This window comes from Pseudomonas rosaeacicularis (genome assembly GCF_057128745.1).
In genome coordinates this window covers 1-19408 of record NZ_JBSKHT010000024.1, presented here as the reverse complement: position 1 = coordinate 19408, position 19408 = coordinate 1, and the positions used below count along the sequence as shown (strand labels likewise).

The 19408-nt window shown below is 58.9% G+C and carries 16 protein-coding genes; 11 read left to right on the top strand and 5 right to left on the bottom strand.

What is annotated here, in order from left to right; all coding sequences use genetic code 11:
* Positions 1-316 precede the first annotated feature (316 nt).
* From secA to ACWKWM_RS25920, 4 genes are all read left to right on the top strand, one after another.
* Positions 317-3058, top strand: coding sequence for a preprotein translocase subunit SecA (gene secA, locus ACWKWM_RS25935; protein WP_483848850.1), 2742 nt, complete (start codon positions 317-319; stop codon positions 3056-3058).
* Positions 3059-3198: 140 nt separating this feature from the next.
* A complete protein-coding gene (argJ, locus tag ACWKWM_RS25930) occupies positions 3199-4416 on the top strand; it encodes a bifunctional glutamate N-acetyltransferase/amino-acid acetyltransferase ArgJ (protein WP_483848849.1) in 1218 nt (405 codons plus the stop codon).
* 120 nt (positions 4417-4536) lie between these two features.
* A complete protein-coding gene (locus ACWKWM_RS25925; RefSeq protein WP_483848848.1) occupies positions 4537-5163 on the top strand; it encodes a glutathione S-transferase family protein in 627 nt (208 codons plus the stop codon).
* A 2-nt stretch (positions 5164-5165) separates the two neighbouring features.
* The gene (locus tag ACWKWM_RS25920) at positions 5166-6107 is read left to right on the top strand and encodes a Nudix family hydrolase (RefSeq protein ID WP_483848847.1); all 942 of its coding nucleotides are present in this window, start codon (positions 5166-5168) and stop codon (positions 6105-6107) included.
* Between the two features lie 120 nt (positions 6108-6227).
* Here the strand turns inward: ACWKWM_RS25920 and ACWKWM_RS25915 are convergent, their stop codons facing one another.
* From ACWKWM_RS25915 to ACWKWM_RS25905, 3 genes are all read right to left on the bottom strand, one after another.
* The gene (locus ACWKWM_RS25915; RefSeq protein WP_483848846.1) at positions 6228-6806 is read right to left on the bottom strand and encodes a cob(I)yrinic acid a,c-diamide adenosyltransferase; all 579 of its coding nucleotides are present in this window, start codon (positions 6804-6806) and stop codon (positions 6228-6230) included.
* A gap of 15 nt (positions 6807-6821) precedes the next feature.
* A complete protein-coding gene (locus tag ACWKWM_RS25910) occupies positions 6822-8858 on the bottom strand; it encodes an ATP-binding protein (protein WP_483848845.1) in 2037 nt (678 codons plus the stop codon).
* A 101-nt stretch (positions 8859-8959) separates the two neighbouring features.
* Positions 8960-9877 (bottom strand): putative 2-dehydropantoate 2-reductase, encoded by a 918-nt coding sequence (locus tag ACWKWM_RS25905; RefSeq protein WP_483848844.1) that lies wholly within the window; start codon positions 9875-9877, stop codon positions 8960-8962.
* 175 nt (positions 9878-10052) lie between these two features.
* On the opposite strand from ACWKWM_RS25905, the gene ACWKWM_RS25900 reads away from it, so the two are divergent.
* Both ACWKWM_RS25900 and ACWKWM_RS25895 read left to right on the top strand, forming a co-directional pair.
* Positions 10053-10538 carry a YajQ family cyclic di-GMP-binding protein gene (locus ACWKWM_RS25900; RefSeq protein ID WP_483848843.1) on the top strand — a complete coding sequence of 162 codons (486 nt, stop codon included), beginning with the start codon at positions 10053-10055 and terminating at the stop codon, positions 10536-10538.
* 137 nt (positions 10539-10675) lie between these two features.
* Complete coding sequence (locus ACWKWM_RS25895; protein WP_483848842.1) at positions 10676-11527, top strand: mechanosensitive ion channel family protein; 852 nt, start codon at positions 10676-10678, stop codon at positions 11525-11527.
* Positions 11528-11703: 176 nt separating this feature from the next.
* Here ACWKWM_RS25895 and ACWKWM_RS25890 read toward each other — a convergent pair whose 3' ends face one another.
* Positions 11704-13269: an AmpG family muropeptide MFS transporter gene (locus ACWKWM_RS25890; RefSeq protein WP_483848841.1), complete on the bottom strand. Its 1566-nt coding sequence runs from the start codon at positions 13267-13269 to the stop codon at positions 11704-11706.
* Positions 13270-13311: 42 nt separating this feature from the next.
* On the bottom strand, positions 13312-13680 hold the full coding sequence (locus ACWKWM_RS25885; RefSeq protein WP_483848840.1) for an MGMT family protein: 369 nt from the start codon (positions 13678-13680) through the stop codon (positions 13312-13314).
* A gap of 160 nt (positions 13681-13840) precedes the next feature.
* On the opposite strand from ACWKWM_RS25885, the gene ACWKWM_RS25880 reads away from it, so the two are divergent.
* From ACWKWM_RS25880 to groL, 5 genes are all read left to right on the top strand, one after another.
* Complete coding sequence (locus tag ACWKWM_RS25880) at positions 13841-14848, top strand: DUF481 domain-containing protein (RefSeq protein ID WP_483848839.1); 1008 nt, start codon at positions 13841-13843, stop codon at positions 14846-14848.
* Positions 14849-15076: 228 nt separating this feature from the next.
* A complete protein-coding gene (locus ACWKWM_RS25875; protein ID WP_483848838.1) occupies positions 15077-15808 on the top strand; it encodes a HugZ family pyridoxamine 5'-phosphate oxidase in 732 nt (243 codons plus the stop codon).
* Between the two features lie 66 nt (positions 15809-15874).
* The gene (locus ACWKWM_RS25870) at positions 15875-16369 is read left to right on the top strand and encodes an FxsA family protein (protein ID WP_483848837.1); all 495 of its coding nucleotides are present in this window, start codon (positions 15875-15877) and stop codon (positions 16367-16369) included.
* Positions 16370-16620: 251 nt separating this feature from the next.
* Entirely contained in the window at positions 16621-16914 is a 294-nt protein-coding gene (locus ACWKWM_RS25865) for a co-chaperone GroES (protein WP_268797778.1), read from the top strand.
* 52 nt (positions 16915-16966) lie between these two features.
* Positions 16967-18613: a chaperonin GroEL gene (gene groL / locus ACWKWM_RS25860; protein ID WP_268797777.1), complete on the top strand. Its 1647-nt coding sequence runs from the start codon at positions 16967-16969 to the stop codon at positions 18611-18613.
* The last annotated feature ends 795 nt before the right edge of the window (positions 18614-19408 follow it).

Genomic DNA, 19408 nt, shown 5'->3' with positions numbered 1-19408 from the left:
TGGGTGCCTCGCAGAACAAGGCGCCATGGTAGCAGAAAGAGAATTTTTACCCCGGTCAGTCGAGACGTTCGATGCATTTGCTGGCTAGAACAATGAAGAAACTTTAACCAAACATCGTTGTGTGACGGGTTGAAGTCAGGAAAAAAGCCCCTATTGTTAATCTGCCCCGTAACAGCGCTGTGCCAGCATCGTGGAATAACGCCACTTTCCTCACCACCATTTCCGGGTAGAATGCTCGTTCGCATGCGGCCATGAGGGCTGCACGGGCGACTCACGGGGCCGCCCTCCATCTCTATGTGTGGAAGATCCTGTCGATATGTTTGCGCCTTTGTTAAAAAAACTTTTTGGAAGCAAGAACGAGCGTGAAGTAAAGCGCATGCTCAAGACGGTGCAACTCGTCAATGCCTTCGAAGAGCAAATGGTGGCCCTTTCGGACGAGCAATTGCGTGCCAAGACCGAAGAGTTCAAGGCCCGCTTAGCCAAAGGTGAGACCCTCGATCAGCTCCTCCCCGAAGCCTTTGCGGTTGCACGGGAAGCGGGCAAGCGCGTCATGGGTATGCGTCACTTCGACGTACAGCTCATCGGTGGTAACACCCTGCACGAAGGCATGATTGCCGAAATGCGTACCGGTGAAGGTAAGACCCTGGTGGCAACACTGGCGGTGTACCTCAACGCGCTGTCCGGCAAGGGCGTGCACGTTGTGACCGTGAACGATTACCTGGCTCGTCGTGACGCCAACTGGATGCGTCCGCTGTACGAATTCCTCGGTTTGACTGTCGGCGTTGTCACGCCTTTCCAGCCGCCTGAAGAGAAACGTGCTGCTTACGCGTCGGACATCACCTACGGCACCAACAACGAATTCGGGTTCGATTACCTGCGCGACAACATGGCTTTCAGCATGGAAGACAAGTTCCAGCGCGAGCTCAATTTTGCTGTGATCGACGAAGTCGACTCCATCCTGATCGATGAGGCGCGTACGCCGCTGATCATCTCCGGTCAGGCCGAAGACAGCTCCAAGCTATACACCGAAATCAACAAGCTGATCCCCAAACTCGAGCAACACATCGAGGAAGTGGAAGGCGTCGTTACCAAGCAAGGTCACTTCACCATCGACGAGAAGTCTCGTCAGGTCGAGCTGAACGAGTCCGGTCACCAGTTCATCGAAGAAATGCTTACCGAAGTCGGCCTGCTGGCTGTCGGCGAGAGCCTGTACTCTGCGCACAATCTGGGTCTGCTGACTCACGTTTATGCCGGTTTGCGTGCACACAAGCTGTTCAACCGCAACGTCGAATACATCGTCCAAGACGGTCAGATCCTGCTGGTCGACGAACACACCGGCCGTACCATGCCGGGTCGTCGTTTGTCCGAAGGCCTACACCAGGCCATCGAAGCGAAGGAAGGTCTGAACATCCAGGCCGAAAGCCAGACCTTGGCCTCGACCACGTTCCAGAACTACTTCCGTCTGTACAACAAACTGTCCGGCATGACCGGTACAGCGGACACCGAAGCGTTCGAATTTCACCAGATCTACACCTTGGCGGTGATGGTCATCCCGCCGAACAAAGCGTTGGCGCGTAAAGACTTCAACGACCTGGTGTACCTGACGGCCGAAGAAAAATACGCCGCCATCGTCACCGACATCAAGGCCTGCATGGCCGAGAATCGTCCGGTGCTGGTGGGTACCGCGACCATCGAAACCTCCGAGCACATGTCCCGCCTGTTGAACAAGGAAGGCATCGAGCACAAGGTTCTGAACGCCAAGTTCCACGAAAAAGAAGCCGAGATTATTGCCCAGGCCGGTCGTCCGGGTGCGCTGACCATCGCCACCAACATGGCCGGTCGTGGTACAGACATTCTGTTGGGCGGCAACTGGGAAGTTGAAGTGGCAAGCCTGGAAGACCCGACCCCTGAGCAGATCGCACAGATCAAGGCCGACTGGCAGAAGCGTCATCAGCAAGTGATCGAGGCGGGCGGTCTGCACGTCATTGCCTCCGAGCGTCACGAATCACGCCGTATCGACAACCAATTGCGTGGTCGTGCGGGTCGTCAGGGCGACACCGGTTCGAGCCGTTTCTACCTGTCGCTGGAAGACAGCCTGATGCGCATCTTTGCCTCTGATCGGGTGAAGAACTTCATGAAAGCGCTGGGCATGCAGTCCGGCGAAGCGATCGAGCACCGCATGGTGACCAACGCGATCGAGAAGGCGCAGCGCAAGGTTGAAGGCCGTAACTTCGACATCCGTAAGCAACTGCTCGAGTTCGATGACGTTTCCAACGAACAACGTAAAGTGATCTACCACATGCGCAACAGCCTGCTGGCTGCTGACAACATTGGAGACACTATTGCCGAGTTCCGCGAAGAAGTCCTGGACACCACCATCAGCGCGCACATTCCGCCACAGTCGCTGCCAGAGCAGTGGGACGTGGCCGGTCTGGAAGCTGCACTGAACAGCGATTTCGGTGTGAAACTGCCGATCCAGCAATGGCTCGACGAAGACGATCACCTGCACGAAGACACTCTGCGTCCGAAACTCCTGGAAGCCATCATGTCGGCTTACACCGAGAAGGAAGACCAGGCCAGCGCCGATGCATTGCGCAGCTTCGAGAAGCAAATCCTGCTGCGCGTCGTTGACGATCTGTGGAAAGACCACCTGTCGACCATGGACCACCTGCGTCACGGCATCCACCTGCGTGGCTACGCTCAGAAGAACCCGAAGCAGGAATACAAGCGCGAGTCGTTCACCCTGTTCCAGGAATTGCTGGACTCGATCAAGCGCGACACCATTCGTGTGCTGTCACACGTTCAGGTTCGCCGCGAAGATCAGGCCGAGGAAGAAGCGCGTCTGCGTCGCGAAGCCGAAGAACTGGCCGCGCGCATGCAGTTCCAGCACGACGAAGCACCGGGTCTGGACCAGCCGCAAGCGCTGTTGGCCGAAGACGGTGAAGACGTTGCGGTGGCCACTGTCCCGGTTCGCAACGATCAGAAGCAGGGTCGCAACGAGCTGTGCTGGTGCGGTTCGGGCAAGAAATTCAAGCACTGTCACGGTCAGATCAACTAAGCATTTTTTGCTGAGTTGCTCTAGCTGAACTGATACAACATCACGCCGCGACCGGCTTACCCGTCGCGGCGTTTTTCAATCGATCGAGTCGTACTGGCGTGCTGCCAGACGGCACAGGTAATTCTCGAGGAGCGCACTTCATGGCTGTTGGTCTTGGTCCTTTGCCGACGCTGCACCCGGTTCCCGGTTTTGAACTCGGCATCTCCTCCGCGGGCATCAAACGTCCGGGGCGCAAAGACGTCGTCGTCATGCGCTGCGCCGAAGGCTCTACCGTGGCGGGCGTGTTCACCCTCAACGCGTTCTGCGCAGCGCCGGTGATTTTGTCCAAGCAACGCACCCAAGGCACCGTGCGTTACCTGCTGACCAATACTGGCAACGCCAACGCAGGCACCGGGCAACCAGGCTTGCTGGCCGCAGAGCGCACCACCGCGAAACTGGCTGAGCTGACCGGCGTTGAGGCCAGTGCCGTGCTGCCATTCTCCACCGGTGTGATCGGTGAGCCGTTGCCTGTGGAAAAGATCGAGGGCGCGCTGCAAGCGGCGCTGGACGATTTGTCTGTGGATAACTGGGCCGCTGCGGCCGCCGGGATCATGACCACCGACACGCTGCCCAAGGGCGCGAGCCGTCAGTTCCAGATCGACGGCGTAACGATCACTGTGACCGGCATCAGCAAGGGCGCGGGCATGATTCGTCCGAACATGGCGACCATGCTTGGCTACATTGCCACCGACGCCAAAGTGTCCAAAAGCGTGTTGCAGGACCTGATTCGTGACGGCGCGAACAAGTCGTTCAACCGCATCACCATCGATGGCGACACCTCTACCAACGACTGCTGCATGCTGATTGCAACCGGTCAGGCCGCTCTGCCTGAAGTCACCGAAGCCAAAGGTCCGCTGTTCGATGCGCTCAAGCGTGCGGTGTTCGACGTGTGCATGGAAGTCGCTCAGGCCATCGTGCGTGACGGCGAAGGCGCGACCAAGTTCGTGACCGTGGAAGTGAACGGCGGCGGTAATCATCAGGAATGCCTGGACGTCGGTTACGCGGTGGCGCATTCGCCGCTGATCAAGACCGCACTGTTTGCGTCGGATCCGAACTGGGGTCGTATTCTGGCGGCGGTCGGCCGTGCGGGCGTGCCGGATCTGGACGTGAGCAAGATTGACGTGTTCCTGAGCGGCGTGTGCATTGCCAGTCAGGGTTGCCGTGCTACCACTTACACTGAAGAGCAGGGTTCTGCGGTGATGGCCGCAGCAGAAATCACCATCCGCATCGAGCTGGGTCGTGGCGATTGCAGCGAAACCATCTGGACCACCGATTTGTCCCACGAGTACGTGAAGATCAACGCGGAATACCGCACGTAACGCGCTCTGTCCTGTAGGAGCCAACTTGTTGGCGAGAGCTTGATTCGGTCTATCAGGCACACCGCTTCGCGAACAAGTTCGCTCCTACAGAGTTTGACGATCACATAACGGAGCTAAACCATGAGCCTGCACCTGATCATCGGCGACAAACGCTACTCCTCCTGGTCCATGCGCCCTTGGCTTGTGCTGGAAACGATCGGTGCGCCTTTCACCGAGCAGATAATTGCGCTCAACAAGCCCGACACCCGCGCCCAGATTCTGCAGCATTCGCCTACCGGCAAGGTGCCCGCGCTGGTTTGCGAGCACGGCACTATCGTTGATTCCCTGGCGATCTGCGAATACCTGGTCGAGCTCTTTCCCAAGGCCGATCTCTGGCCGCGTGACCCTGCGGCCCGGGCGCAGGCGCGTTCCGCCTGTGCGCAGATGCACAGCGGCTTCACGAGCTTGCGTTCGCACATGCCCATGGACTTGCGCCGTGACCAGGCGCTGGAAGTCATTTCCGTCGACACTCAGGACGACATCGAGCGCGTCGTTGCGCTGTGGGCCGAATGCCGCGCGGCCTCGACCGAACAAGGTCCGTTTCTGTTCGGCAAGCCCAGCATCGTCGATGCGTTTTTTGCGCCGGTAGCGGTTCGCTTGAGTACCTACCGCGTGGAATTGCCCGCCGACGCCGCTGCCTACGTCGACACCATCTACCAATGGCCTGCGTTCAAGCGTTGGCAGCAGGCAGGTCTGGAGGAAGGTTGATCGTGAAACGAGTTCATGTCGCCGCGGCGGTCATTCGTTGCGCCGACGGCAAAATCCTCATCGCCCGGCGTGCTGACACCCAGCACCAAGGCGGTTTGTGGGAGTTTCCGGGTGGCAAGGTCGAGCCCGGCGAAGCAGTCCAGGCCGCACTCGCCCGTGAGCTGCACGAAGAGCTGGGCATCGTGGTCACTGCCGCGCGCCCTCTGATCCAGATCAATCACGACTACCCGGACAAACAAGTTCTGCTGGATGTCTGGGAAGTGTCGTCATTCACGGGCGAGCCCCACGGCGCCGAAGGTCAGCCGTTGGCGTGGGTCACCAGTCGCGAGTTGCCCGAGTACGAATTTCCGGCGGCCAATCAGCCCATCGTCGCGGCGGCACGTTTGCCGGGCGAATACCTGATCACGCCGGACGGCCTGGAAACACCGCAGTTGCTGCAAGGCATTCGGAAGGCCGTGGCGGGTGGGATCAAGCTGATTCAGCTGCGTGCGCCGAACATGTACGACCCCAAGTATCGCGACATCGCGGTGGACGCGGTGGGGCTTTGTGCCGGTAAGGCGAGTTTGATGCTCAAGGGGCCGTTCGAGTGGCTGGGGGATTTCCCGGCCGCAGGATGGCACGCGACATCGGCGCAACTGCGCAAGCACGCTGCCAATGGGCGACCGTTGCCGGCGGATCGCTGGCTGGCGGCCTCCTGTCACAACGCTGAAGAGCTGGAACTGGCCGAGCTGATGGGTGTGGATTTCGTCACGCTGTCGCCGGTGCAGAAAACCAAGACTCATCCTGATGCTCAGCCGCTGGGTTGGGAGCAGGCGAGTGAGTTGATTCAGGGGTTCAGCAAGCCGGTGTTTTTGCTGGGCGGGGTAGGGCCCAACGAACGTCAGCGCGCATGGGATATCGGCGCGCAAGGCGTGGCCGGAATTCGCGCGTTTTGGCCTGAATAGCTTTGAGCCGCGACTCTGACCTGTTGGAACGAGGCTTGCCCGCGAAGCTGACGACGCGGTGAGTCAGATAGCCCGCGTCGATGACTTCGCGGGCAAGCCTCGCTCCAACAGATTCAGGGCTTAATCCGGCTTCTTCGCCACTTCCCACAAAATCTCGGCAATCCCCTGACGCCGCGCAATCATCCTGGCTGCGACGAACAACAAGTCCGACATCCGATTGATATACGCCAGCCCGACTCCGGCCAATGGCTCAACCGCGTTCAAATGCTGACAACGTCGCTCGGCAGTACGCGCCAGGCTGCGGCAGACATGGGCCTGCGCGATCAGCGCTGAGCCGCCCGGCAAAATGAAATTCTCAAGCGGCCCCAGTTCTTCGTTCCACAGATCAATCGCTGCTTCCAGCCGGTCGATTTCTGCTGCGTTCAACGCCTGATATTCCGGCATTGCCAGCTCGCCGCCCAGATCGAACAACCGATGCTGACACGGCGTCAGCACATCGATCACTTCCTGCAACCCAGGTGTGTGCGCCACGTGATCGGCCAGCCCTGCGAGCAGCAGCCCCAACTGACTGTTGAACGTGTCCACCTCACCCATCGCTTCGACGCGCGGATGGTCTTTGGGCACCCGACGCCCATCGCCCAGGCCGGTTTCGCCTTGATCGCCCGTGCGTGTGTAAATCTTCGACAAGCGAAAACCCATGTTGGAATCTCCTCGTTACAACGGACTGATGACTTGAACCGGGGCGCTGATCTGGCTGCCTGCCAGCGGCAAGCGCAAGGTGAAACAGGTACCCTGGCCCAGCGTGGAATGCACTTCCATCTGGCCCTTGTGATTGTTGGTGATGATGAAATACGAAACCGACAGGCCAAGACCTGTGCCCTGGCCGATCTCCTTGGTGGTGAAAAACGGCTCGAAGGTACGTTTGCGCACGCTTTCGGGCATGCCGACGCCGTTGTCTTCGACCTGGATTTCGGCCCACGGCGGGTTCAGCCGCGTGCGCAATGTGATACGCCCCGGCTCGCTGTCTTCTGGTCGTTGATGGATCGCTTGCGCCGCGTTTTTCAGCAGATTGAGCAGCACCTGTTCCAGCTCGTTTGCAGTGCCCGGCACCGGGCCTAGTTCAGGATCGAACTGACGCGTGATGTTCTGGCCCTTGAAGTCGAAACCGATGGTCAGGTCGAAGTCGTTGCTGGCGATTTCCACCGCTTGATCGATCAGCGCGGGCAGATCGCACGGGGCCATTTCGCGATTGCTGCGGCGGCTGAAACTGAGCATGTGGCTGACGATCTTCGCCGCCCGCGCGCCCGCTTGCTGAATGCCATCCAGCAGTTTCGGCACCTCTCGCGCATTGAGGTACTGATTGACCGCTGTCAGCTCGACGCCGTCCTGCTCGGCCTGTTCCAGATTCTTCGGCAACTCGGGGGACAAACGCCGACGAATGTTTTGCACGTTATGCAGGATCGCGCCCAGCGGGTTATTGATCTCGTGCGCCATGCCCGCCGCCAGGCCGCCCACCGACAGCATCTTTTCGGACTGCACCATCATTTCTTCCAGCGACAGACGCTGGGTGATGTCGTCGATGCGGATCACCACGCCACGCCCGGCACCACCGGTCAGCGGATAAAACGTCAGCGCGTAGTGCCGCGGTTCGTCGCCCTTGACCCAGGTCACGCGCTCGATCTTGGTCACGGTGTGGCGCTCGACCGTCTGCTTGATCTGCGGCAGAAATGACTTCATGGGCGGGAAGGCCAGGAAAATCGGCTGATTCAGCGCCTCGTCCAGTGGCGTACCGGAAAGCGCGCCTGCCTCCTGATTCCACTGCGTGACATACAGCTGTTCGTCCAGCGCGATCAGCGCCGAGGGCATCGAATCAATGATGCTATTGAGGTAGTTCTGAAAACCGGTGAGTTTCTTCTCGATCTTGCTGCGCACCTGGACTTCCAGCTCCAGCTTGCGGTTGGTGTGGCGGGTTTCTTCGGCCAGTCCTTGTGCCTGATCGTAGGCGTCCTGGGAGTCGTCGCGGGCGCGTTTTAGCTGTTGCTCGCGCGCTTCCATGCGCGACAGCATGGTGTTGAAGGCCTCGGCCAGACTGCCGATTTCATCGTGATTGCCAGGGGTTGCGCGCAGTGCATAGTTTTCTTCGCGGGTTACGCGGCGCGACAGGTCTTCGAGCTGATAGATGGGCTCAGTGATGAACCGACGAATCTGCCGCGCCACGCCTGCCCACAGCAACACGCTGAAAATCAGGATGCCCAGGCTCGCAGTCAGTGTGCCGGTGTAGAACGCGGTCGGCAGCTCGCTGCTGGCCACCAGCAGCAAATGGCCCTGCGCGCCATTGGCCTTGGGGACCGGGATGACCTGAGTGTTGCGAAACTCGGTGATGCGCCAGGTTTCCATGTTGCGAAAGTTGTCGGGCAGCCGCAGCTTGTCGCCCTGTTGCACTTGTGCCAGACGATTGCCGTCGGCGTCGTATAACGCAGCGGCGCGCAATGGCCCGTAGTTTTTCAATTCCTTGAGCAGCGCCTGGCCATTGGCGGGGGAGGCCAGCGCTTGGGCCGACAGGCTCGGATTGCTGATCAACCGGCCAATGGTCTGCAAGGCCTGGGGCGCCATCGCTTCTTGGGAAATGTAATAGGCGGCGCTGATAAACGTGAGGTTGGCGACCACCAACACAGTGGTCAGCAGGACCAATAGGGCCGCCAGCAGCTTTTGGCCGACCGGCAGGTTTTCCAGACGTTGGCGCAATGGCATGGGGCGCGATCACAGGCAGATGAGGAACAGGCAGGGTAGCGCTGTTCAGTACGCGCGCAAACCCGGGACGTCAATTTGGTTGTCTGGCGTTGATTCGCTTGTCAGTCGACGCGCAGGCCGTGCGCGCTCAGGTGATTGATCAGGCGCTCGCGCAACCGGTTCAACGCCGGAGCCTGACACTGATGTTGCGCAGCGACGGCGCAGGCATGGCCCAGCAGATAACTTATTTCGGTGCGGCGTCTTTGGGCGACGTCCTGGTACATCGAGGAGTAATTGGCGGCGGTCGCCTGAATCACCCGCAACACCTCGGCATGCAGATCGAGCGCCGATTCAGGCTGGCCGCAGCGCTCGAGCACCAGGACCAGCTCTGCGCACAGCGTCGCCACTTCAAGGTCATGTTCGAGCAGGCCGCCGTTGCGACAGTCATACAAAACTGTCAGCGGGTTGATCGCGCAATTGAGCGCCAGCTTGCGCCACAGGCGGGTCAGGATATCCGGAGTCCACTCATGGGCGATGCCCGCGATTCGCAGCTCGTCTAGCCACTGGGGCGGTGCCGGATTGGCCGGATCGCCCAGCCAGTTGAAACCCTGTCCTGCGAATACCACGCTGAAATCCTGATCGCGAAAGGCGCCTTCAGTGCTGGAAATCGAAATGCATCGGGCCGCCGGAACGCAAGCGGCTACGGCGTCCTGGCTGCCCAGGCCGTTTTGCAGCAACAATAGGTCTGCACCGGGCGCAAGGCGTGACGCCACGCTTGAAACCGCCTGCTGAGCGTCATAGGCCTTGCACGCCACCAGTAAACGCTGAATCGGCTCACCGCTGTGTGGGATTTGCGCCGGGATGGCGTAGGTCTGACGCCGGCCGTTTTCTTCCAGCGTTAAACCGCCTCGCGCCTGATAGGCCGACAGTCGCGCCGCATCCCGGACGATTAACTGCACCTGCAAACCTGCACGAAAAAGACGCGTGGCCCACAGACTGCCCAGGCTGCCCGCGCCGAGGATGTGCCAGATGGCTGACATCAGCGAGCGCGCCGCAGAGCAGTGATCAACAATGAAATAAAGGAAACCGACATCGACATCGCAGGCTCACAGTGAAGGTAGGAAAAGTCTCGTTATAATGACCGGGCTTTCATAACGTCAAGTCAGGCGCGCTCCATCTACAAGCTGAGCCGCGCCGTTCAATTGGAGAATTTACATGCCCTCGTTCGACGTAGTGTCCGAACTGGATAAACACGAAGTCACTAATGCCGTCGATAACGCCATCAAAGAGCTCGACCGTCGGTACGACCTCAAAGGTAAAGGCAGTTTCGAGTTCAAGGAAAAGGACCTGGCGATCACCCTGACCGCCGAGGCCGACTTTCAGCTGGAAGCGATGCTCGAGATCCTCAAGCTGGCTCTGGTCAAGCGCAAGATCGACGTGCAGTGCCTGGAAACCAAAGACGCTTTCGCCTCGGGCAAGCTGATGAAGCAGGAAGCCACGCTCAAGGAAGGCATCGACAAGGAGCTGGCGAAGAAGATCGTCGCTCACATCAAGGACGCCAAGCTCAAGGTACAAGCCGCCATTCAAGGCGAGCAAGTACGCGTGACCGGCAAGAAACGTGACGATTTGCAGGAAGCGATGGCCGTGCTGCGTGGCCACGAATTCGGCATGCCGCTTCAGTTCAACAACTTCCGCGACTGATCGACTAATCCTGCCAGCACTGCCGTTCACCGGGAACCTAAGGGTTTTGAGGGCGTCGGAGGGCTGAGCCAGACCGAAATGACGTGTGCCTTAGTGCCGTTGTTTCGGTCATTCGTTTTACGAGCAAGGAGACATCGATGGAGTTGAACCTGGAAAATCAGGTGGATCATCTGGTCAAGGCTTCCCAAGCCTGGATTCCGATGATCATGGAATACGGCAGCCGCGTGCTGCTGGCATTGGTGACGTTAACCATCGGCTGGTGGCTGATCAACCGGCTGACCAGCAAGATCGGCGCGTTGTTGGCGTTGCGTCATGCTGACCTGGCGCTGCAGGGCTTCATCAGTACTCTGGCGAACGTCATTCTGAAGATACTGCTGATCGTCAGCGTGGCGTCGATGATCGGGGTGGAGACCACATCCTTCGTCGCGGCCATCGGTGCGGCAGGTCTGGCGATTGGTCTGGCGCTGCAAGGCAGCCTGGCGAACTTCGCCGGTGGGGTGTTGATTCTGCTGTTTCGTCCTTTTCGCATTGGCGACTGGATCGAGGCGCAAGGCGTTTCCGGTACCGTCGACAGCATCCAGATTTTCCACACGGTGCTGCGTACTGGCGACAACAAGACCGTCATCCTGCCCAACGGCAATCTGTCGAACGGCATCATCACCAACACCAATCGTCAGCCGACGCGCAAGATCACCTTCGACGTGGGCGTGGATTACGAGGCGGATCTGAAGCAGGCGATGCAAGTGCTGCTGGACATGGCCGACGATCCGCGCGTGTTGCAGGACCCGGCGCCGCAAGCCGTCGTCGCGGCTTTGGGCGACAGCTCGATCACCGTGTCGCTGCGGGTCTGGACCAAGACCGGCGATTTCGGCGAGGTGTCGAACCGCTTCAACGCCGAAGCTCGTGACCGCCTGCGGGCTGCCAACATCGACATCCCGTTCCCGCAACGGGTGATTCGTGTGGTGCAGGAAGAGGCTGCTGCGAAGTAATCAACACCGCATCAAGCAAAAGGCCCCGGCTTGTGAAAGCGCGGGGCCTTTTGCTGTGTGTTCGGACCTGTAGGAGCTGACGAGCAACGCGAGGCTGCGATGCGGTGTGTCAGGAAGATCGCGATCGCAGCCTCGCGGTGCTCGTCAGCTCCTACAAGGTTACGTTGCGGTACACGTCAGGGCTGATCATTCACCGGCGTCTGCGTCGGTAGCGCCTTGGCGTCTTCGATCAGTTGATCCTTGCGCGATTCCTGCACCCAATGCAGGGCAATCATCAGCAAGGTCGGCACGCCCATCAACGCGGTCGCCAGGAAGAAGTTGTGGTAGCCGAGCTTCTCCACCATTACGCCTGAATACCCGCCAATCAAGCGCGGCAACAGCAGCATGATCGAGCTGAGCAGGGCGTATTGTGTGGCCGAGAACTTGAGGTTGGTCAGGCTCGACAGGTAGGCCACGAAGGCCGAGGTCGCAAGCCCCGAGCTGAAGTTATCCAGCGAGATGGTCACGATCAGCATCTTCAGATTCGGACCCATGTCGGCCAGCATCAGGAACAGCAAATTGGTGGACGCTGACGTCACGCCGCCGATGAACAAAATCGGCAAGATGCCAAAACGCACTATCAGCAAGCCGCCGAAGCCGGCGCCGACGAGGGTCATGATCAGGCCGAAAATCTTGCTGACGCTGGCGATCTGATCCTTGGTGAAGCCCTGATCGATATAGAACACGTTGGCCATGACGCCCATGACCGTGTCGGACATGCGATAGGTGGCGATCAGGCCGAGCAGCAGGAACGCTTGCCAGCGATAGCGCAGGATGAAGTCGTTGATGGGCGTCAGCACCGGCGCCAGACCCCGCCTGCCGATGGACGACAAGCACAGCGTAGTGAGGATGGTATAGAGGATGGCTCGCAGGAAGGCGCGATCTTCCATCAACAGGTCTTTCCAGGTCGTGCCTTCGAACAGCACGCTGGCAAAGTCGGTGTTGTAGAGCTGGGTGAACATAGCGGGCACGGAGACCAGCAGAATGATCAGCACGAACACCGAGGCCAACTGGTGAATGAAGCCGTAACGCGCCGCCGACAACTGTGTGCGCAATGGCACGGCGGGTTCGCGCATGATCAGCGTCGTGACCAGCGCCGGCAGCATCAGCAGGCCGAACAGCACGTATGTGCCGGTCCACGCCGAATGTTTGTAAGCGAAGCCGGTTGAGCCGAAGCCTTCTGCAAAATACAGCGCGCCGGCCGTCGCCAGCAGTGCGGCCACGCGGTAACCGGCCATGTAGCTGGCGGCGAGGGTGGCTTGTTGACTGTCGGAAGCGATTTCCAGCCGGTAGGCGTCGATGGCGATGTCTTGGGTGGCGGACGAGAACGACACCACCACGGCAATCGCAATCAGCCAGGACAAATGCTGCTGGGGATCGCAGAAACCCATGCCGATCAGACCCAGAATCACTAGCGATTGGGACAAAACCAGCCAGGAGCGCCGACGCCCCAGCCGCCCGAGAATTGGCAGGCGCCATTGATCGAGAAGGGGCGACCAAACCCATTTGAATGCATAGGCCAGACCGATGAGGCTGGCATAGCCAATGGTTTCGCGAGCGACACCGGCTTCGCGCAACCAGACTGAAAGCGTCGAAAAAACCAGCATGTAGGGCATGCCGGCGGCAAATCCGAGCAGCAGCAGTACAAACGTCGAGGGGCTGGCATATGCGGCGAGCGCGGCGCGCCAGGTTTTGCGGGGCATGGGCTGGAATCTGCCTCAGGTTACGAAAACAAAGGGCGCACTCTAACCGTTGTGCTCTGTCGGACGCCAGCCATGGCGTAGCATATCGACCCGATTGTTACGGATGGTCACGCCCTCGGCCCTCAAACGAGCACGTTGCTCGTCACCCGAGACCGTTCCGGGCAACAAACTCAACTTGCCGCCTGCGCCGACGACCCGATGCCATGGCAACGTCGAACCGTCCGGCAACTGGCTCAGGCTTCGGCCAACAAAGCGTGCCGCTCGTCCTAAACCGGCAATGTCGGCTAATTGCCCATAACTGACGACTTTGCCCTCCGGCACCTGATGCAGCGTCAGATAAAGCGCCGTTTTTCGGGCCTCAGCGGGCGATTGGCCGCTAGGGTCTTCTGGCGCGGCAGACTGTTCGTTCACGCGTTCGTTCCTGATAAAAGGATGAGTGGAAAATTTCGACAAGGAACTTGGGAAATTTCCTACGGTCTGTGAGTGCTGTGTTGGTGGTCCCTGGATTGCCTAGACGTTATCCCGCTGGATAATGCCCGACTTTTCGCAAATACGAGCCCTACCGCCGCCTATGTTGTCTAGAACTTTGCTGTGCCTCGCTATTACCAGTGCCTCTACCCCTTTGCTTGCCGATACCGTCTGGTTGAAGAACGGCGACAAGCTTACGGGCACGATCAAAGTGTTCGACGGCGGCAAACTGCTGCTCAACACCAAGTACGCGGGTGACATTCCGCTGGACTGGAAAGAGATCAAGACGTTGGAAAGTGACCAGCACCTGTTGGTCAAGCAGGATGCCTACAACGGCGAAATCTCCAAATCGCTGAAAGCGGCTGACGACGGCAAGGTTACGTTGGCCAACGGTGACGCCCCGAAGACGGTCGACCTGGCCAGTATTCAGCAGATCATGAAGCCCAAGCCAATCGTCACGGACTTGGTCTGGAAGGGCAATATCGACGCGGCACTGGATTTCCAGCGCGCCGAGAACGACACCGACGACTACAACATCGCGTTCAAGACCACGGCGACCCACGGCCAATGGCGACATAACGCCAAGGGCGAGTACAACCGCGAAGCGCAGGACAAGCTCACTACGACCAATAATTGGGAAGCCGAATACTCGGTGGACCGATTCATCACGGACAAGTGGTTCTGGGACGGTCGCCTCACCTATAAGCGCGACACCATCGAAGACCTGGCGCGTCAGCGTGTAGTCGGTACCGGTCCGGGCTACCAGTTCTGGGATGACGAGTTGGGCGCGTTCAAACTCGGCGCGCTGATCAACCGCACTGATTACGAATACTCCAACGGCGAGAAGGACAACTTCTACTCCGTCGCCGGCACTTGGGATTACAACCGATACCTGATCGGTAAAAAGGTCGAGTTCTTCACCAACGGCGAAGTCGGCAAGCCGCTCAGTGGCGTGGCGGATTACAGCCTGGAAAGTGAAATCGGCCTGCGTTACAAGGTCACCGAGTGGGCTTCGCTCAACGTCAAGGCTGAGAAAGACATCATCAGTGGGTCATCGGATGGTGATCTGGACCGCACGCGCTACACCGCAGGGTTTGGCGTGGCCTGGTAATACGTTTTTTTGTGGGAGCGGATCTGTCCGCGAATGCCATCTGTCGAGCGCGGAAGATGTATCGGATAGGCGGGCCTCTTCGCGGACAGGTCCGCTCCCACTTTGGTTAACCTGCAATTTCCCCATCTGGCACCCGCCAACGATAACGCTTATCGTATCCGCCTCACCGCTCGGCATTTGCCAGCGCCTCCTTCCGCGTTCGCCGGATTTCATTTTCAGGAGCCCCCCATGAGCGCCAAAGCTGCCCGGCAAGCCCGAGAGTTGTTGCTCAAAGAATATCGCGGCGTGCTGTCGACTCACTCCAAGTCGATGCCCGGTTTTCCCTTCGGCTCAGTGGTGCCGTATTGCCTTGATGACCATGGCCGCCCGTTGATCCTGATCAGCCGCATCGCCCAGCACACCCATAATCTGCTGCTCGACGCCAAGTGCTCGCTGTTGGTAGGGGAGCGTGAGGCTGAAGATATTCAGGCGGTCGGGCGAGTCACGGTCATGGCGCAGGCGACGAAAGTCACTGACGAGGCGGCCATCGAAGCCGCTGCGCAACGTTACTACCGCTACTTCCCGGAATCAGCGAGCTACCACAGCGCCCACGATTTTGACTTTTGGGTGCTGGCGCCGGTGCGTTACCGATTCATCGGTGGATTCGGCGCGATTCACTGGCTCGATGACATCGCCTTGCCCAACCCATTTGCCGGCGCTGCTGAAACCAGCATGGTCGAGCACATGAATGAAGACCACACCAAAGCCATTGCGCATTACGTCGAGTTGGTCGGCCTGCCCAAAACCGAGCCAGCCACATTGGTCGGTATCGACAGCGAAGGCATGCACCTGCGAATAGGCCACAGCCTTTATTGGCTGGGGTTCAGCGAGCCGTGTAATACGCCGACACAAGTGCGCCAAGCCTTGGTGCAACTGGCTCACGCTGAAAAATGGCCGACCGCTGAGACGATCGAGGCTTGAATTCACGAACTTGCGACGTCATTTAGGTTTTATTGGAAGGCATTCTTCCGTCGAGGAACTCATTTGATGCGTGTTTTTCTGTTTCTATTTTTGCTTTTTCCGGTGCTTGAGCTGTTCGTGCTGGTGAAGGTCGGAATGTCCATCGGCTTCCTGGCGACGTTCCTGTTGGTCGTCGCAGGTTCCATGTTGGGCTTGTTCATTATTCGGGTCGCAGGCTTTGCCACCGCGATGCGCGCTCGCGAAGCGCTGTCGCGTGGCGAGTTGCCGGCACAACAGATGATGGACGGCTTGATGATGACGGTGGGCGGCGGTCTGCTGCTGTTGCCGGGTTTCATCAGTGACGTGCTCGGCTTGATCTGCCTGCTGCCCTTCACGCGCAAAGCCTTGGTCGTCAAGGTCCGTCAGCGGGCTGAAGCCTCCGCCGCGCGCCGACGTGCATTCGCCGATGACCCGTTAGCCGGCGGCCCTGTACCTCCTGGCGCGCATCGTCCAGGCGCGCGTAAGCCGGACGTGATCGAAGGCGAAGTCATCGAAGGCGAGTTCGAACATCGCGACAAGTGATCAGTCAGCAAGCCTGCGCGGCACCTTCGGGTGCCGCGTTTGTTTTTACGCTGCGCCTGTCACAAAAATTTTCAGCGTTGGCCTTGTAATCAGCTTGTACGCCCTTATGTATGGGTCACCGCAAGGTTTCTGGCGCGTTTCGCCAGACCGTATTCTGCGGTTCGCTCGCGAACCGTAACCGGCAAGCCCGGATGTTTAAACTCGCCGGCGACATCGCCGGACGTTCAAAAACCATAATCAGGAGATCGACAATGAAGCTTCGTCCTCTGCATGACCGCGTCGTAATCCGTCGCAGCGAAGAAGAAACCAAAACTGCTGGCGGTATCGTTCTGCCGGGTTCGGCCGCTGAAAAACCAAACCGTGGCGAGATCCTCGCTGTCGGTACTGGTCGCGTTCTGGACAACGGTGAAGTTCGTGCGCTGGCCGTGAAAGTGGGTGACAAAGTGGTGTTCGGCCCTTACTCCGGCAGCAACACTGTGAAAGTAGACGGCGAAGACCTGCTGGTGATGAGCGAGAACGAAATTCTCGCAGTCGTCGAAGGCTGAGTGATTCCCGCGCATTTTCCCGTTACTACAAAGTATTTAAGGAATATCGATCATGGCTGCTAAAGAAGTTAAGTTCGGCGACGTTGGCCGTAAAAAAATGCTCGCCGGTGTAAACGTCCTGGCTGACGCAGTAAAAGCAACTCTGGGTCCGAAGGGCCGTAACGTCATCATCGAGAAAAGCTTCGGCGCTCCGCTGATCACCAAAGACGGTGTGTCGGTTGCCAAAGAAATCGAGTTGAAAGACCGTTTCGAAAACATGGGCGCGCAGCTGGTCAAAGACGTTGCCTCCCGTGCCAACGATGACGCTGGTGACGGTACTACCACTGCAACCGTTCTGGCTCAAGCCATCGTCAACGAAGGCCTGAAAGCCGTCGCTGCCGGCATGAACCCGATGGACCTGAAGCGCGGCATCGACAAGGCGACCATCGCCATCGTTGCTGAGCTCAAGAAGCTGTCCAAGCCTTGCACCGACACCAAAGCAATTGCTCAGGTCGGCACCATCTCGGCCAACTCCGACAATTCCATCGGCGACATCATTGCCGAAGCCATGGAAAAAGTGACCAAAGACGGCGTTATCACCGTTGAAGAAGGCACTGGTCTGGAAAACGAACTGTCGGTTGTAGAAGGCATGCAGTTTGACCGCGGCTACCTGTCCCCGTACTTCATCAACAAGCCAGACACCATGGTTGCCGAGCTCGACAGCCCGCTGCTGCTGCTGGTTGACAAGAAGATCTCGAACATCCGCGAAATGCTGCCAGTTCTGGAAGCAGTGGCCAAAGCCGGCCGTCCGCTGTTGATCGTTGCCGAAGACGTTGAAGGCGAAGCCCTCGCTACTCTGGTTGTGAACAACATGCGCGGTATCGTTAAAGTCGCAGCCGTCAAGGCTCCAGGCTTCGGCGACCGTCGCAAGGCCATGCTGCAGGACATCGCTGTCCTGACCGGCGGCACCGTGATCTCCGAAGAAATCGGCCTGAGCCTGGAAACCACTACCCTGGAACACCTGGGTAATGCCAAGCGCGTTGTGCTGAACAAAGAAAACACCACCATCATCGACGGTGCTGGCGTTCGTACCGACATCGACGGCCGTATCGCTCAGATCCGCCAGCAGATCGGTGACACTTCTTCGGACTACGACAAAGAAAAACTGCAAGAGCGTCTGGCCAAGCTGTCCGGCGGCGTTGCAGTGATCAAAGTCGGCGCTGGTTCAGAAGTTGAAATGAAAGAGAAGAAAGCCCGCGTTGAAGACGCCCTGCACGCAACCCGCGCAGCCGTTGAAGAAGGCGTGGTACCTGGCGGTGGCGTAGCGCTGGTTCGCTCGCTGCAGGCCATCTCCGAGCTGCGCGGCGACAACGCCGATCAGAACGTCGGTATCGCTCTGCTGCGTCGTGCGGTTGAAGCTCCACTGCGCCAGATCGTTGCCAACTCCGGTGACGAGCCTAGCGTGGTAGTCGACAAGGTCAAGCAGGGTTCGGGTAACTACGGTTACAACGCTGCTACCGGCGAATACGGCGACATGATCGAAATGGGCATCCTGGACCCGGCTAAAGTGACTCGTTCTGCTCTGCAGGCTGCGTCCTCGATCGCCAGTCTGATGATCACCACCGAAGCGATGATTGCTGATGTGGTTGATGACAAAGGTCCAGCTGGCGGCGGTATGCCAGACATGGGCGGCATGGGTGGTATGGGCGGCATGATGTAAGCCAGCCTTACCCCGATGTTAAAAAACCCCGCTTCGGCGGGGTTTTTTTATGGGCGTTTTTCAGGCTAGCGCCGTCCCCTGTAGGAGTTGACGACCAGCGGGAGGCTGCGATGCGGTCTACCTGACGCGCCCGAGATTGTGCATATATCCGTTATTTGTGTGTGCTGTGGTTATGGTTAGCCATTTTGCAGCGGGTCACGCGGTCCCCTGTAGGAGCAATCGGAGGTTACGACGGTCTGGGCCGCATTCGGACGATGCGGTGTGTCAGGTGTACTGAGATTGTGTGTATATCCGTTATTTGTGGTGGGGCTGATATTGGTTCCGCCCTTACGGCGGGTCACTTTTCTTTCGGGAAAAGTAACCAAAACCATTTGCTCCTGGTTTGGCCCGACTTCGTCGGGTTCCCTCACTCCGGCAACGCTCCGTGGGCACGCCGCCATCGGCCATCCATGGCCGGGGGCGGCTAACGCGGCATCCATGCCGCGCTGCCCACTGCGCGCCGCCTGCGTTCGGCCTGCACCCAAGTCGCGTTTTGTGGTGTCTGGGCTGGCGTGGAAGAAGAGCAAAAGCATTTGCTTTTCTGCTTTGGGGCGTGGTGCTGGGCTTTGTCACAACCCCACAGGCCTCTCGCGAATGAATTCGCTCCTACAGGTTTTGTGTGTGCCGAGATTTTGTGAACGCCACAAAGTGCGACTTTGGAAGGCCGAGCGCAGGCGTCGCGTAGGGGACAGCGCGGCATGGATGCCGCGCTAGCCGCCCCCGGCCATGGATGGCCGATGGCGGCGTGTCCCCGGA

Bases quoted from the DNA above. Each gene is read 5' to 3' on its own strand.
- secA (WP_483848850.1), top strand. From the start codon at position 317: ATGTTTGCGCCTTTGTTAAAAAAACTTTTTGGAAGCAAGAACGAGCGT.
- argJ (WP_483848849.1), top strand. From the start codon at position 3,199: ATGGCTGTTGGTCTTGGTCCTTTGCCGACGCTGCACCCGGTTCCCGGT.
- ACWKWM_RS25925 (WP_483848848.1), top strand. From the start codon at position 4,537: ATGAGCCTGCACCTGATCATCGGCGACAAACGCTACTCCTCCTGGTCC.
- ACWKWM_RS25915 (WP_483848846.1), bottom strand. From the start codon at position 6,806: ATGGGTTTTCGCTTGTCGAAGATTTACACACGCACGGGCGATCAAGGC.
- ACWKWM_RS25910 (WP_483848845.1), bottom strand. From the start codon at position 8,858: ATGCCATTGCGCCAACGTCTGGAAAACCTGCCGGTCGGCCAAAAGCTG.
- ACWKWM_RS25905 (WP_483848844.1), bottom strand. From the start codon at position 9,877: ATGTCAGCCATCTGGCACATCCTCGGCGCGGGCAGCCTGGGCAGTCTG.
- ACWKWM_RS25900 (WP_483848843.1), top strand. From the start codon at position 10,053: ATGCCCTCGTTCGACGTAGTGTCCGAACTGGATAAACACGAAGTCACT.
- ACWKWM_RS25895 (WP_483848842.1), top strand. From the start codon at position 10,676: ATGGAGTTGAACCTGGAAAATCAGGTGGATCATCTGGTCAAGGCTTCC.
- ACWKWM_RS25890 (WP_483848841.1), bottom strand. From the start codon at position 13,269: ATGCCCCGCAAAACCTGGCGCGCCGCGCTCGCCGCATATGCCAGCCCC.
- ACWKWM_RS25880 (WP_483848839.1), top strand. From the start codon at position 13,841: ATGTTGTCTAGAACTTTGCTGTGCCTCGCTATTACCAGTGCCTCTACC.
- ACWKWM_RS25875 (WP_483848838.1), top strand. From the start codon at position 15,077: ATGAGCGCCAAAGCTGCCCGGCAAGCCCGAGAGTTGTTGCTCAAAGAA.
- ACWKWM_RS25870 (WP_483848837.1), top strand. From the start codon at position 15,875: ATGCGTGTTTTTCTGTTTCTATTTTTGCTTTTTCCGGTGCTTGAGCTG.
- ACWKWM_RS25865 (WP_268797778.1), top strand. From the start codon at position 16,621: ATGAAGCTTCGTCCTCTGCATGACCGCGTCGTAATCCGTCGCAGCGAA.
- groL (WP_268797777.1), top strand. From the start codon at position 16,967: ATGGCTGCTAAAGAAGTTAAGTTCGGCGACGTTGGCCGTAAAAAAATG.